This window comes from Streptomyces sp. B93, assembly GCF_018070565.1.
GTDB lineage: Bacteria > Actinomycetota > Actinomycetes > Streptomycetales > Streptomycetaceae > Streptomyces.
In genome coordinates, this window is the sequence record NZ_JAGPXL010000013.1 from 25,546 (window position 1) to 38,904 (window position 13,359).

Consider the following 13,359-nt stretch of genomic DNA (forward strand, 5'->3'; position numbering starts at 1 on the left):
CCCCATCCTTCTGCGGCCTCTTCCGGTCCGGCGCGCACCCGTCATGCTAGAGGGTGGCGCGCCGGACCGGTCGCGGCCGTCACCGCCGTACGGTCACCACCGGGGTGCCGGCGGTGACGTCCTGGCCGGTGTGCGGCTCGACCGCGGTGAGGTCGGCGGTGTTCAGGACGGTCATGAGGGTGACGGTCGGGTGGTTGGCCACGCGTACGGCGCCGAGGTCGACCTCGGCCAGGAGGTCTCCGGTGCTGACGTGCTGGCCGGGCGTGACGTGCACGTCGAAGCCCTCGCCGCGCATCTGTACGGTGTCGATGCCGATGTGGATGAGCACCTCGACGCCGTCCGCGGTACGGATGCCGAAGGCGTGGCCGGTGTCCGCGACCGTGATCAGCTCACCGTCGACGGGAGCGACGACGCGGCCGTCGGCCGGTTCGATGCCCACGCCCTCGCCTAGCGCGCGGGAGGCGAAGACCGGGTCCTCGACCTGGTCGAGGCCGATCACGCGGCCCGCGACGGGGGCGGAGAGGCCGGTGCCGGTGCCCGTCGTCCCGGCGGGGGCGGCGACGACGGGAGCGGTGGCGGTGGTGGTGGCCGGGGCACCGGCGGCCGCCGCGCCGACGGTGACCAGTTCGCGGTCGTCGGCCGCCGCGGTCCCGGTGCGGGTCTCGGTGGCGGCGGCCTCGGCGGCGTCACGCTCGGCGTTGGCCTGGGCGCGCTCCTCGGGGGTGCGGTAGTCGGAGACGTAGACGAGGACCATCGCGGTGACGAAGGCCGCCGTGATCGCGATGAGGTAGACGCCCACCGGGGAGAACACCGGGATGGTCAGTACGGAGGTGAAGGCGAAGGCCTCGGTGTCCACGCCGCCCAGGACGCCCACGATCACACCGCCGACCAGGCAGCCCACCAGCATGCGCGGGTAGATCCGCTTGAAGCGCAGGTGGATGCCGTACAGGGACGGCTCGGAGATGCCGCCGAGCAGGCCCGCGGCCAGGGCGCCGGTGGCGGTCTGGCGCATCAGCGGCTCGCGGTGGCGGATCGACAGCAGCAGCACGCCCGCGGTCGCGCCGAAGCAGGCGAAGTTCCAGGCGCCCATCGGGCCCTGGATGAAGTCGTAGCCGATGGTGTTGATGTTCTGGAGCATCAGCGCGTTCAGCGGCCAGTGCAGGCCCAGCGGCACCAGGAACGGGTACAGCAGCGGGATGAAGATCGCGAAGACGATCGGGGCGTTGTCGTTGAGCCAGGCCAGGCCCTCGCCGATGCCGCTGCCGGCCCAGACCCCCAGGGGGCCGATGAGGAAGGCGGTCACCGGGATCATGATCAGCATGCTGAAGAACGGCACGAAGACCAGCTGGATGTTCTCCGGGAACACGCGCCGCAGGCCCTTGTAGACCAGGGCGAGCAGAGCGACCATCAGCAGCGGTACGAACACCTGGCCGCCGTAGTCGTTGAGCTGGAGCGGCAGGCCGAAGACTTCCGCCACGCACTGCTGGGTGCCCAGCGTGGAGTTGGTGGTGCAGGTGACGCCGGGGATGCCGGAGTCGGGGTTGAGCATGCCGGTGAAGTTCGGGGTCATCACCGCGGCCATCACCGTGGCGCCGACCCAGGGGTCGATCTTCAGCTTCTTGGCCGCGTTGTAGGCGACCATGATCGGCAGGAAGTACAGCACCGAGCGCCACATCGCGTCGACGAACACCCAGGTGGCCGACTTGTCCTCGGCGCGGAAGTCGACCACGCCCAGGGCGTCCAGGACGGAGGCGATCGCGATGATCAGCGAGGCGCCGAGCAGCACGCCCAGCAGGGGGCGGAAGGAGTCGGAGAGGTACTCGAAGAAGTTGTCGAGCCAGGCGAAGCGGCCCCGGCCCTTGGCGCGGACCGCGGCCTTGACGTCCGCGTCGGACTGCGGGCGGGCCGCCCCGGAGCGGCTCATCGACGGCAGGTTGACGATCGTGGAGTGGACGTTCGCGACGGCGCCGCCGATCACGATCTGGAAGCGGTCCCCGGACTGCGGCACCGTGCCCATGACGCCGTCGAGGGCGTCGAGGGCGGTCTGGTCGACCTTGCTGCCGTCATGGAGCTGGAAACGCAGCCGCGTCGCGCAGTGGGTGAGGCTCTCGATGTTCTCCGGTCCGCCGACGCCGCGGAGGATTGCCTCCGCCAGTCCGTCGAGCCCCGGTTCGGGGGTGTTCATGATGCGTCCTTGCATCGCTGGTTCCTGCCGTCCTGCCTAGGTCCGCGATCTCTCCCGCCCGGATCCGGGCAACAAAAAAGGCCCGGGTCGCGCACGCGGCGCTACCCAGGCCTTGCCTCTCCTCAAGCGGTCCACCGGCCGTGGCACCGCGCGGGGCGATGACGGTGGCGACCTCGGAGAGTCACAATCCTGCGATCGAGATCGATCAGGCAACACTGTAGCAGCGGGCGGGGGCGGGGTGGGGCGCGCTGCGCTGTCTCGCTCGTCACTCGTCGCTCGGCACTCGGCCCTCGGCACTCGTCGCTCAGTGAGCGCGGCGCCTGGCGAGGTGGCGGGTGAGCCGGGGGACGGTCAGGGCGGCCAGCAGGGCGGCGAGGGGCACGAGGACGTCCGTCCAGGGGTCGCGGAGCGGTTTGTACGTGGCGGTGCCGTCCTTGATCTCGATGAAGCCGACGGGTCTGGCCGCCGCTCCGCCGCCTCCTCCCCCGCCCTCGCCGCTCTTGTCCTTGCCGGTCCTGTCCTTGCCGACCTCGCGTCCCGCGCCTGCGCCGAAGCCGAAGCCGACCTCGGCGACGGGGATGACGGTGACGCCCTGGGCGGTCACGGGTTCGCCGTAGACGGCGGTCACCGAGGCCCGGCCGCCGAGCTTGTCGGCCAGGCGTTCCAGCAGGGTGACCGAGGCGTGGGCGGCCGTCATGTCGGCCAGGGCGGCGGGAGGTGCCCCCGGCAGCGCGGCGGGGGGTTCGGCCGGGGTAGCGGGGCGTTCGGGCAGCGCGGCGGGGGGTTCCGCCGGGGCGGCGGGGGGTTCAGGGGTGTCCGGGGCGGTCATCGGGGGCCTTCCAGGTCAGGGCGTAGGGCGGTGCCGAGAATGTGGGTCGCGGCCGGGGACGGGACGCGGGTGGCGGGGAAGGGGAAGCGGTCGACGGAGGTCAGGGTGAAGCCGGACGCGGTGAGGGCCTGCTGGGTGTCGCGGCCGGTGTGGCAGCCGCCCATCAGCCGGGGCCAGAGCGTGGCGTCCAGCACGCGCTGGACCCGCCGCATGGCGGGTGAGTCGGCCTGGACGTGTTCGAAGAACCGCAGTTGGCCGCCCGGCCGCAGGACTCGGTGCAGTTCGGCGAGGGCCGCCCGCGGGGCGGCCACGGAGCACAGGGTCAGGCAGAGGACCGCCGCGTCGAAGGAGGCGTCGGGGAAGGGCAGGTGCTCGGCCCGGGCGTCGTATGTCCGTACGGGGACGGGGGCGGCGCGGGCCTGGTGTTCGGCCAGGGCGCGCAGGCGTGGTTCGGGTTCGACGGCGGTCACGCGTGCCACGTCGGGCGGGTAGTGCGGGAAGTTCAGTCCGTTGCCCGCGCCGACCTCGATGACCTCGCCGGACAGGCCGGACAGCAGGCGGCGGCGGTGTTCCGTGACGCCGGCCCTTTCCAGGGCCGGGCCGGCGAGGTTCGCGTAGAAGCGGGCGAAGACCGGGTGCCTGGTGCGCTGTCCCATGGGAAGCGTCTCCCTCTGCGGCCGCGTCCCGGCGGCGGCGCCGGGGCTAACCTGGTGTATGGAGGTACTGCATAGTGAAGTCACTTCACGATATGCCGGAGGGTCCCGTTTCCGCCAGCGTCTCACTGGACCGGCTCTTCGAGCTGGCCGAGGTGCTGGGCGAGATGATGCGGCGCGGGGTGGCGGAGCGCGGCCTGACCACGGCGCGGGCCGGGGTGCTGTGGGCGCTGTTCCACCAGGGGCCGATGACCCAGCGGGTGCTGGCCGACCGGCTGGGGGTCACGCCGCGCAACGTCACCGGGCTGCTGGACGCGTTGCAGGAGGACGGGCTGGTCGTGCGTGAGGCCCACCCGACCGACCGGCGGGCGACGGTCGTCTCGCTGAGCGCGGCGGGCCGGGCGCTCACGGCCGAGCTGCGCGGCGGACGGGACGGGCTGGCCGCCGTGCTGTTCGACGGCATGTCTCCCGGGCAGCTCGATGCCTTCACCGTCTCCCTGGGGCGGGTGATCGAGCGGCTCAGGGGTGCCGGTTCCGCCGGGGGGCCGTGACCGCGGCGGCCTCCTCAGGCCTGTGGTCCTGGTACTGCAACGGTGCTTGTGCTGATTGGTGACCAGTTTCAGGGACTGTGGCCGCGCCGCTTGTAGTGACTGACGCCGACCTGACGTTGTCGTCTGCAACGCCATGTGGGGCAGTGCAGGTGTGGTCGACGGGTGAGGGCCGGCGGTCGTAGTCCGCCGTTCGCCCGGCGGTGCCGGAGTACTGCCGTTGCATGCCCGGCCTCCGATTCCCGGCGGGTGGACTGGCTCCCCGGTGGGCCCGCGGCGGGCGCGGCTGCACCATGCCTCGCGGGCGGGTCCAGCCAGCCGGACGGGAGGCACTCGCACATGCGGTCACTGCCACACGCACTCGTCGATGACGATCTGAGGGTCGGCCGTGCGGGGCGTGAAGACATACCGCAGCCATCCCCGGCCGTGGTCGAAATAGAGCACGTGGGCGCCACCGGGGCGGCTGGACTGGACGGGCTCGACGCTCATGCCGTCGGGGAGGTCAGCGGCCGTGTCGATGCCCCGGAAGTAGGGGTCCCGGGCGATGACGAGTTCGGCCCGGGCGGCGTCGACCAGAGCACGGGCCGCCGACGGGAGGGCGTTTCTGTTGTCCTCGGCCTCCTTCGTCCAGTCGGCCTGCCACGGAGGGCCCATGAACGCGGAGGTCACTGGCCGGGTTCCGCCTTGCTCGCCTCGCGGCGCAGCCGTCCGGCCTGTTCGACAAGGCTCTTGGCGCGGGCGTTGTCCGTGGCGGCGGCCGCCTCGTCCTCCAGGCGGTGCACCTCGGACTCCAGCCGGGGGTCCCGGGCGAGGGCGAACTCGGCCCACCAGCGGGCCATGAACGCAGGGACAGGGGCGAGATCGTACGTCTCGGCGATCTTCTCGCGCCAGTTGCGGTCGAAGTCGGGCAGGAGTTTGGGGGTGTGCTGCGCGATGGCGGCGCGCAGCGCTTTGGGTGTGCGTTCGGGCATGGGGGGGACGGATCCCCGCATGCCGATGGTGGAGGCGGTCATCGGGCGGACTCCTTGATGGCGACCCTACGGGTCAGGCGGCTACGGGCCGGGACGCGGAACCCTCGGAGGCCGGCGGCTGGGTGAGGGCGTCGCGCTGGGCGGTGGTGACCATGCGGGCGTAGGAGTGGATGTCACCGCGGGCGTACGCGGCCAGGAGGGTTTCGCACAGTGCGGACATGGACCGGACGTTCTCGGTCCGGCGCCGTGCGTCCGCGGCGGACCATACGGCATCGGTCGCGAAGACGCTGCGGCCGCGGCGGCCGCCGGCCTGTACGCCGGGAACGGTCCGAGGCAGGGGGAGGGTTCCGGCGGCGTACTCGGTGAGAGCCCGGCTCATGATCCAGATGAGGGGCAGTCCTTCTGACCTGGCGCGGGCCCCGGCGGCCTCCCACACGGTTCTGGCGATGTTGGGGGCGCGTTCGCTCTCCCCTGCTGCCGGCATACCAGGCTCCTGTCCGTACGTCGTCGCGGTATGTAACTACCGATGAGAACGGTAGTACTGATTCTATCGGTGCGACAGGTCCCGCTGCGCCCCGCACAGCGTCCGCTGTCCTGTGAGGCACACGGCAACACTCTCCCCGCGCCGGGCGACAACCGAGGGCCGGCCGTGTCCCTGAACACAGGCAGGCCCGGCTGCCGTCTCAGATTGATGCCTGCGATCTCACACCCGAGCAGGGCAGCGGCGCACCGGACCGAACGCTTCGGCGTCGAAGGTCCCCCGCTGAAGAGCGTCCCCTGTCCGGCGACCGCCGCGGTGGGCCACAGAGGCAGATGGAGACCTCAGCTGCGCCGCCAACTCAAGGCCGTCCGGATGCACTGCTGTGAACTCCCGACGCTCTTGTCCGGCACGGCCGGTCCTGCGCGGCCATGCTCACCGGCCGCCAGGGCGAGCGCCTGCCTGACTGGCTCGACGCTTCCGACAGGACGACTTGCCCAGCTTCCACACCCTCGCCGCCGGCATTGGCCGAGACCGTGACGCCGTCATGGCCGGCCTCACTCTGCCCTGGAACTCGGGCGTCCTTGAAGGCATGTGCCCGCTTGACCTGCATGCCCTTCGGGGAGTCCCTGCGCACCTTCAACCAGCCGCGAGTGCCGTCCATACCCCCGGCGGGTGCTCAGTCGGCTTCAGCCACAACTGCGGTTGAGACTGCTGGTATTGCTGGTCGGCCTCCGACTGCCAGAGGAAGCGACCGTCGGCGTCCGGCCACACTGCCTGGAGCACCGGAATCGGAGGTCTGCGGTAAAAGGAGATCGCACGCCCGAAGAACTCCCGGTACCAGCGCAGATCTGCTGGTTTCAGGACGACCGGATGGTCCTCGATGATGCCGTGGCATTCCCTGCCGCCCTCCGGCAGAGCCCCGGCCGCGGCCTCCTGGCCGAGGGAGTTGAGCAGCACGTGCATCGTCTGGATACCCAGTCCGAACACGGCAAGCTCAGGAACCGTGTGCGTGTGCCAGAGCCCGATCGTGTACGCGAAGCCGGGGCCTTCGTCATCCGCCGGCACCATGACCACGCTCCAGCCATGCTCCTTGACCTGCTCGACAGTCCGCAGGTCCATCGGACCGGCCTCTTCCCGATCACCGTAGTCATGGCAGATCACACAGCGGCAGGAAGGGAGGTCGGGAGGCATGCCGGTGACAGTACCCTGCACATCTTCGGCCACCCACGCTCCGGCTCTTCACTGCTGGGGCGTGCGGGTCGGGTTCGGGCGGGAGGCGGTGAGCACGGTTTCGCTGGGCCGATGCCGCTCCAGGTCCGCGGCTGGGGTGCGGGCCTGGGCGAGTGCCCGGCGGGGCGGCCTCGAGGGCTGGCCGATGGAGGGTTGCCGAAGTTGGTCAAGTGTGGCCGCGTCGCGTCGGCGGCGCGCGGGGCGGCCACAGTGGGGGCGTTGCAGTTCGAGCAGACCGGCCGCCCGTCAGTGCCTGCTGTGGTGGGAGGTCGCCGACGGGACTGTCACGTCAGATCTGAGGCTTCGACGGGCAGTTGGGACAGGCGCCACTCCAGCATGCCGTCGTTCAGGCGGATCGCGCGGCGGCCGCGGGCGGTCAGGAGCCGTACGGCGTCGTAGGCCAGGACGCAGTACTCGCCGCGGCAGTAGACGACGATCTCCGTGTCCTCGGGCAGTTCGTCGATCCGGTCCGCGAGTTCCTCGACGGGGAGGGAGAGGGCGCCGGGGATGTGTCCGGCGCGGTACTCCTCGGCGGGGCGGACGTCGAGTACGACGACGTCCCCGGCGGTGATGCGTGCGTGCAGTTCCTCGCGGCTGACCTCGGCGGCGGTGTCCTCGCCGAGGTAGGCGTCGCGGGCTGCGGGCACGGTGGCCTGGTGGGTTTCGGCGACCTTGCGCAGCAGGGCGAACAGCTGGGCGACGTCGTCGCCGGCCAGCCGGTAGTGGATGCGTACGCCTTCTCGGCGGGTGGCGACGAGGCCTGCCTGTTTGAGGGTCTGCAGGTGGGCCGAGGTGGTGGTCAGGTTCAGCGCGGCCGCCTTGGCGAGTGCGTCGACGGTGCGTTCGCCCTGGGCCAGCAGGTCCAGCAGTTCCAGTCGTTTGCCGCTGGCCAGGGCCTTGCCGCTGGCCGCGAACGCTTCGTACAGCCGCGTCTTCGTCTCGCTCTTCGTCTCGCTCTTCGCGTGCTCCGGCATCTTGGACAAGACATCCTCCATAAATCCATGGATTATTGTAGACGGGTCGGGAGGGTGTGACCACACGCCCCCGTTTTCCGAGATCCGGGAGGACGCCGTGGGCTTTGCGGACGATCACCTCATACCGCTCCTGGACGAGGGGCTCGGCAACAGTGCCTACCTGCTCGACCTCGGTGAGGGGCGCGCCCTGGCCGTGGACGCCAGCCGTGACCTGCGCGCCCTGCACGCGAGCGCCAAGCGGCGGGGGCTGCGCGTGGCGTTCGCCGCGGACACGCACCTGCACGCCGACTTCCTCTCCGGCGCCGTACAGCTCGGCCATGACACCGGGGCGACGGTGCTCGCCTCCGTGGCCGGTCGGCGGGCCTTCGCGCACCGGGCGCTGGCGGACGGGGACGAGGTCGACCTGGGCGGGCTGACGCTGCGGGCCCTGGCCACCCCGGGGCACACCGACGAGCACCTGTCCTTCCTGCTGCTGGACGGCTCCCGCAAGCTCGGGGTGTTCACCGGCGGGTCGCTGCTCGTGGACTCCGCCGCCCGCACCGACCTCCTCGGGCCCGGGCGCACCGGCGAACTCGCCCGCGCCCAGTACCGGTCGCTGAAGCGGCTGGCGGAACTTCCCGACGAGACCGCGGTGTGGCCCACGCACGGCGCCGGGTCCTTCTGCTCCGCCCCGCCCGGCGCCGGGCGCACCACCACCGTCGGCGCGCAGAAGCGGGCCAACCCGCTGCTCGCCGCACCCGACGAGGACACCTTCGTGACCCGGCTGCTCGCTGGCCTGGGCACCTACCCCGCCTACTTCGACCGTCTCGCCGAGACCAACCGGCGCGGCCCGGCGGTGCTGAGCGCCGCCCCCGTGCTGCCCGCCCTGTCCGCGCGGCGGGTCCGGGCCCTGGTGGCGGACGGCGGTCATGCCGTCGATGTCCGTCCGGCCGCCGAGTACGCCGCCGGTCACATCCCCCGCTCGCTGTCCGTCCCGCTGCGCGAGCAGTTCGCCACCTGGCTCGGCTGGCTCCTGCCCGACACCGCGCCCCTGGTCTTCGTCACCGGCGCGGGCCAGGACCCGGGCGAGATCGTCTGGCAGGCGTACAAGATCGGCTACGAGCGTCTCGCCGGCCGCCTCGACGGTGGCATGGAGGCGTGGCTCGCCGACGGCAATCCGCAGACGGCCACCGCGTTCCTCACCGCCGACCGTGCCGCGGGCCGCCCTTACCTCGATGTGCGGCAGGCATCGGAGTTCGCCGCCGGGCACGTCCCCGGCGCGGTGCACATCGAACTCGGCGCCCTGCACGGCGCCGTCGCCGACGCACCGCACCGTCCGGTCGTGGCGTGCGGGCACGGCGAGCGGGCCATGACCGCCGCCAGCGTCCTGGAGCGGGCCGGCCGCACCGATGTCGCCGTCCTCGACGGCGGACCGGCCGATTACACCGCCGCGCGGGGCCAGCGGCTCGTCCAGGGCACGCGGGACGCCCGCCGGTGAACGGCGCCTCCACCGCGGCCGCCACTGCTGCGGCGGACGGCGCCGGGCGGCCCGTGCGTCTCGGGCTGCGGGAGAACCGGCTTCAGTTCACGCTGCTGGTCATCGTCAACGTGTGCGTCGGCGGGCTGGTCGGCCTGGAGCGCACCACCGTGCCGCTCATCGGTTCCGAGACGTTCGGCCTGACCAGCGACCTGGCCGTCTTCTCGTTCATCATCGCCTTCGGCCTGACCAAGGCCGTCACCAACCTCGCGGCGGGGGCGCTCACCGCCCGCTTCCGCCGTAAGCAGCTGCTGGTGGCCGGATGGCTGACCGGCGTGCCCGTCCCCTTCGCGCTCGCCTGGGCGCCCTCGTGGGGATGGATCGTCGCCGCGAACGTCCTGCTCGGCCTGAACCAGGGCCTGACCTGGTCGATGACCGTCAACATGAAGATCGACCTCGTCGGCCCCGCGCGCCGGGGACTGGCCACCGGCCTGAACGAGGCCGCCGGATACACCGCGGTCGGTGTGACCGCCCTGCTCACCGGCTACCTCGCCACCGGCTACGGGCTGCGCCCCGTCCCCGAGCTCATCGGCGTCGTCTTCGTCGCCGCGGGGCTCGCGCTGGCCCTCGTCGTGCGCGACACCGCCGCCCACGTCGCCCTCGAACTCGCCCACCACGCCCGGCCCCTACCCACCGGTGAGGACACCGGCCTCAAGGCCGCCTTCGCGCGCACCTCCTGGCGCGACCGCTCGCTGCGCGGCGCCAGCCAGGCCGGGCTGGTCAACAACCTCAACGACGGCCTCACCTGGGGCGTCTTCCCCCTGCTCTTCACCGACCACGGCCTCGGCCTGGCCGCCGTCGGCCTGATCAAGGGCCTCTACCCCATCCTGTGGGGCCTCGGCCAGATCCCCACCGGCCACCTCGCCGACCGCGTCGGCCGCAAACCCCTCATCGTCCACGGCATGCTCGTCCAGGCCGCCGGACTCGTCCTCGCCCTCGCCCTGCTGGAGCGGCCCCTGCTCGCGGGCCTGCTGTCCGCGGTCGCCCTCGGCCTGGGCACCGCCATGGTCTACCCGGCCCTCATCGCGTCCGTCTCCGACCACGCCCACCCCGCCTGGCGGGCCAACGCACTGGGCACGTCCCGCCAGAACCGGTTCTGGCGGGACGTCGGCTACGCGGTCGGCGCCCTGGTCGCGGGCGTCCTCGCCGACGCCCTCGGCCTGAACGCGACCGTCATCGCCGCCGCCGTCCTCACCGCGGCCTCGGGTCTCCTGGCGGCCCGCTGGATCACGGAGCACCGGCCGGGCGCCCCACCGGCGTGACAGCGCCAGGCTCCCTGCGGGCATGCGCCTGGCCTCCCGTGGGGAGGGCCGGGAGGGCGGCGCGGCCGCGCTCTGCCGGGGGATTGCAGGGCGCGGCCGGGTGCGCCTCCTCCGCCCAGTGCGGCGGAGTGGTACGCGCCGCCAGCATGGCATTAGTTCCGGCCATATGGCAGGGGCGTGACTGGAATTGGCCGTACTGGTGAGTCAGTGGTGGTCGTCTCCCCGGCGGGCGGCGACGTCCTCCAGAGCGCCGGTCTCCGGAACGCCAGTCTCCAGAGCGACATTCTCCAGAGCGCCGGTCTCCAGAGCGACGTTCTCCGGAACGCCGGTCTTCGGGGCCGCCGCTTCGGCGCCGGGCCGGAGGGGTGCGGTGTTCTCCGGGCCGCGCAGGGCGACGTAGAGGAGCAGTGCGGTCATGACGGCGGCGCCGATCGACATGGCCTGCTGCCAGCCGTCCACGAAGGACTGCTGTGCCGCCTGGACCAGGTCCTGGGCGTGGCTGCCGGTGCTGGGGGCGACCTCGACGGCGTTGGCGATGCCCTCGCGGGCGGTGTCCGCGGCGCCCGGGGGGATGCCGTCGAGCCTGCCGTCGATGGCGCCGCGGTAGCCGCCCGCCAGGAGGGCACCGAGCAGGGCGACGCCGAGCGCGGTGCCGAACTCGCGGGTGACGTCGTTGAGCGCGGAGGCCACGCCCTGCTTGGCGCGGGGCAGGGAGCTGGTGATGGCCTCGGTGGAGGGTGTCATCGACAGGCCCATGCCGGCGCCCATGGCGAGCATGCCGGCCAGGACGGACAGGTAGCCGCCGTCGACGGAGACGAACAGGGCCATCAGGGCCAGGCCGAGGGTGGCCAGGGCGACGCCGGCGGTCATGGCGGAGCGGGCACCGATCGCGGCGGCCAGCTTCGGGGCCAGGCCCGAGGCGGTCATCATCATGACGGCCATCGGCATCATCGCCGCCGTGGACAGCAGTCCGGACCAGCCGAGGACGGCCTGGAAGAACGGGAAGAGGACGACGGCGATCCCGGCCTGGACACCGAAGACGACGAGCAGGGTGACGGAGCCTCCGGCCAGGCCGCGCTCACGGAAGAGGCGTACGTCCAGCAGGGACGCGTCGCGGCGGTGCAGTTCCCAGGCGATGAAGGCGGCGGCGGCGAGGGCGCCGACGGCCAGGCCGGCCAGGGTGAGGGGGGAGGTCCAGCCGCGTTCGGGGCCTTCTTGCAGGACGAAGATGAGTCCGGCCACGGCGAGGACGGAGACCAGTGCGCCGGGGGTGTCGAAGGAGTGGGCGGAGCGTTCGCGGGAGTCGGGCACGAAGGTGAGCGTCATCGCCAGGGCGATGACGACCAGGACCACGGGCAGCGCGAACAGCCAGCGCCAGTCGGCGACGTCGACCAGCAGGGCGGAGAGGAACATGCCCAGGATGCCGCCGCCCCCGGCGACGCCGGTCCACACGCCGATCGCCTTGCCGCGCTGCTCCTCGGGGAAGGTGGAGGTGATGACGGCCAGCGTGATCGGCATGATCATCGCGGCGCTGACGCCGGCGGCCGCGCGGGCGCCGATCATCACCGCGGCGGACGGGGCGAGTCCCGCGACGACGCTGGCGGCGCCGAAGACAACCAGGCCGGTGATCAGCATGGGCTTGCGGCCCAGACGGTCACCGATCGCACCGAGCGGCAGCAGCAGGGCGGCCAGGGCGAGGGTGTAGACGTTGATGATCCACAGCACGGTGGTCTGAGCGGCGCCCCACTCGACGGCCATGTGGGTCTGTGCGACGTTCAGCCCGGACACCGAGGCGATGACCGCCATCAGCGCGATCGATACGGCGGTCAGGACCGCGCGCAGCTGACGCGCGTCCGGCGCGCCCCCGCCGCCTGCCGGTGTGGCGGCCGCTGCCTGAGAAGGCTGATGGGTGCTCATGGTTTCCTTCCGGAAAGGGCGTGCAGGCATGCGGGATCAGCGCCCGGGCAGGGCCGGTCGCCGGGTCACTGGGATGGGGCCGCTCACCGCACGGCGTGTCTGGGTGCGACGCTAAACCCGTATTGCACCTGGGGCATACCATGTTGCTCATGACGCAAGAAGATGGGCAGCTGGACAGCCTCGTACGCAAACGGATCCGCGCGCTGCGCGTCGCGCAGGGCTGGTCGCTGGAGGAACTGGCCACGCGCGCCAACCTCAGCCAGTCCTCGCTCAGCCGCATCGAGAACGGTCAGCGCCGCCTCGCCCTGGACCAGCTGGTCACCCTCGCCCGCGCACTGGACACCACCTTGGACCAGCTGGTGGAGAACGCCGCCGACGACGTCGTCATCAGCCCGATGATCGACGGCGCCCACGGGGTGATGCGCTGGCCCATGAAGGGCGAGCCCGGCATGAGCGTGATGCGTCAGCGGATGACGGACCCGCCGCCCGACAACCCGGCCCGCATGCGCGCCCACCCGGGCCGCGAATGGCTGGTGGTGCTGTCCGGCACCGCCGTCCTCATGCTCGGCCACCGGCGTTTTCGCATCGGGACCAACCAGGCCGCCGAGTTCCCCACGATGATGCCGCACGCCATCGGCGCCGAGGGCGGGCCCTGCGAGATCCTGGGCATCTTCGACCGCGATGCCCGCCGCGGCCATCAGAAGGACGCGGGCGCCGAAGACTCAGGGCGCGGTGCGGGTGGTGGGTGATGTTGCGTGGCGGGCAGCCCAGCGGGCCACTGTCTTGCGCGTTC

General features: G+C 72.1%; 13 protein-coding genes. 4 read left to right on the forward strand and 9 right to left on the reverse strand.

Annotation, left to right across the window (positions count from 1 at the left end; all coding sequences use genetic code 11):
* Positions 1 to 79 precede the first annotated feature (79 nt).
* The 3 genes from KBY47_RS15165 to KBY47_RS15175 form a co-directional block, all read right to left on the reverse strand.
* Positions 80 to 2,185 carry a glucose PTS transporter subunit IIA gene (locus KBY47_RS15165; protein WP_210921628.1) on the reverse strand — a complete coding sequence of 702 codons (2,106 nt, stop codon included), beginning with the start codon at positions 2,183 to 2,185 and terminating at the stop codon, positions 80 to 82.
* Between the two features lie 304 nt (positions 2,186 to 2,489).
* The gene (locus KBY47_RS15170) at positions 2,490 to 3,014 is read right to left on the reverse strand and encodes a spore germination protein GerW family protein (protein ID WP_247694738.1); all 525 of its coding nucleotides are present in this window, start codon (positions 3,012 to 3,014) and stop codon (positions 2,490 to 2,492) included.
* The gene (locus KBY47_RS15175) at positions 3,011 to 3,670 is read right to left on the reverse strand and encodes a class I SAM-dependent methyltransferase (RefSeq protein ID WP_210921629.1); all 660 of its coding nucleotides are present in this window, start codon (positions 3,668 to 3,670) and stop codon (positions 3,011 to 3,013) included. The genes KBY47_RS15170 and KBY47_RS15175 overlap by 4 nt, the downstream gene beginning before the upstream one ends.
* Positions 3,671 to 3,762: 92 nt before the next feature.
* Between KBY47_RS15175 and KBY47_RS15180 the strand changes: the two genes are divergently transcribed.
* Positions 3,763 to 4,218: a MarR family winged helix-turn-helix transcriptional regulator gene (locus KBY47_RS15180; protein WP_210921630.1), complete on the forward strand. Its 456-nt coding sequence runs from the start codon at positions 3,763 to 3,765 to the stop codon at positions 4,216 to 4,218.
* A 342-nt stretch (positions 4,219 to 4,560) separates the two neighbouring features.
* Here KBY47_RS15180 and KBY47_RS15185 read toward each other — a convergent pair whose 3' ends face one another.
* From KBY47_RS15185 to KBY47_RS15205, 5 genes are all read right to left on the reverse strand, one after another.
* On the reverse strand, positions 4,561 to 4,869 hold the full coding sequence (locus tag KBY47_RS15185; RefSeq protein WP_210921775.1) for a hypothetical protein: 309 nt from the start codon (positions 4,867 to 4,869) through the stop codon (positions 4,561 to 4,563).
* A gap of 11 nt (positions 4,870 to 4,880) precedes the next feature.
* Positions 4,881 to 5,228, reverse strand: a complete 348-nt coding sequence (locus tag KBY47_RS15190; RefSeq protein WP_210921631.1) for a DUF6247 family protein — start codon at positions 5,226 to 5,228, stop codon at positions 4,881 to 4,883.
* A 31-nt stretch (positions 5,229 to 5,259) separates the two neighbouring features.
* Positions 5,260 to 5,670 carry a hypothetical protein gene (locus KBY47_RS15195; protein WP_210921632.1) on the reverse strand — a complete coding sequence of 137 codons (411 nt, stop codon included), beginning with the start codon at positions 5,668 to 5,670 and terminating at the stop codon, positions 5,260 to 5,262.
* A gap of 633 nt (positions 5,671 to 6,303) precedes the next feature.
* Complete coding sequence (locus tag KBY47_RS15200; protein WP_308405164.1) at positions 6,304 to 6,891, reverse strand: DUF4262 domain-containing protein; 588 nt, start codon at positions 6,889 to 6,891, stop codon at positions 6,304 to 6,306.
* 290 nt (positions 6,892 to 7,181) lie between these two features.
* Positions 7,182 to 7,892: a metalloregulator ArsR/SmtB family transcription factor gene (locus KBY47_RS15205; RefSeq protein ID WP_247694739.1), complete on the reverse strand. Its 711-nt coding sequence runs from the start codon at positions 7,890 to 7,892 to the stop codon at positions 7,182 to 7,184.
* Between the two features lie 76 nt (positions 7,893 to 7,968).
* On the opposite strand from KBY47_RS15205, the gene KBY47_RS15210 reads away from it, so the two are divergent.
* Both KBY47_RS15210 and KBY47_RS15215 read left to right on the forward strand, forming a co-directional pair.
* Complete coding sequence (locus tag KBY47_RS15210) at positions 7,969 to 9,348, forward strand: rhodanese-like domain-containing protein (RefSeq protein WP_210921633.1); 1,380 nt, start codon at positions 7,969 to 7,971, stop codon at positions 9,346 to 9,348.
* Positions 9,345 to 10,649, forward strand: coding sequence for an MFS transporter (locus KBY47_RS15215; RefSeq protein ID WP_210921634.1), 1,305 nt, complete (start codon positions 9,345 to 9,347; stop codon positions 10,647 to 10,649). The genes KBY47_RS15210 and KBY47_RS15215 overlap by 4 nt, the downstream gene beginning before the upstream one ends.
* Before the next feature lie 204 nt (positions 10,650 to 10,853).
* On the opposite strand, the gene KBY47_RS15220 is transcribed toward KBY47_RS15215, so the two are convergent.
* Positions 10,854 to 12,566, reverse strand: a complete 1,713-nt coding sequence (locus KBY47_RS15220) for an MFS transporter (protein WP_210921635.1) — start codon at positions 12,564 to 12,566, stop codon at positions 10,854 to 10,856.
* Positions 12,567 to 12,715: 149 nt separating this feature from the next.
* Here KBY47_RS15220 and KBY47_RS15225 point away from each other — a divergent pair, with 149 nt between their 5' ends.
* A complete protein-coding gene (locus tag KBY47_RS15225; RefSeq protein ID WP_210921636.1) occupies positions 12,716 to 13,315 on the forward strand; it encodes an XRE family transcriptional regulator in 600 nt (199 codons plus the stop codon).
* The last annotated feature ends 44 nt before the right edge of the window (positions 13,316 to 13,359 follow it).

Coding starts and splice junctions, on each gene's coding strand:
- KBY47_RS15195 (WP_210921632.1), bottom strand. CDS start 5,670: ATGCCGGCAGCAGGGGAGAGCGAACGCGCCCCCAACATCGCCAGAACC.
- KBY47_RS15170 (WP_247694738.1), bottom strand. CDS start 3,014: ATGACCGCCCCGGACACCCCTGAACCCCCCGCCGCCCCGGCGGAACCC.
- KBY47_RS15165 (WP_210921628.1), bottom strand. CDS start 2,185: ATGAACACCCCCGAACCGGGGCTCGACGGACTGGCGGAGGCAATCCTC.
- KBY47_RS15190 (WP_210921631.1), bottom strand. CDS start 5,228: ATGACCGCCTCCACCATCGGCATGCGGGGATCCGTCCCCCCCATGCCC.
- KBY47_RS15225 (WP_210921636.1), top strand. CDS start 12,716: ATGACGCAAGAAGATGGGCAGCTGGACAGCCTCGTACGCAAACGGATC.
- KBY47_RS15220 (WP_210921635.1), bottom strand. CDS start 12,566: ATGAGCACCCATCAGCCTTCTCAGGCAGCGGCCGCCACACCGGCAGGC.
- KBY47_RS15180 (WP_210921630.1), top strand. CDS start 3,763: ATGCCGGAGGGTCCCGTTTCCGCCAGCGTCTCACTGGACCGGCTCTTC.
- KBY47_RS15185 (WP_210921775.1), bottom strand. CDS start 4,869: ATGGGCCCTCCGTGGCAGGCCGACTGGACGAAGGAGGCCGAGGACAAC.
- KBY47_RS15175 (WP_210921629.1), bottom strand. CDS start 3,670: ATGGGACAGCGCACCAGGCACCCGGTCTTCGCCCGCTTCTACGCGAAC.
- KBY47_RS15205 (WP_247694739.1), bottom strand. CDS start 7,892: ATGGAGGATGTCTTGTCCAAGATGCCGGAGCACGCGAAGAGCGAGACG.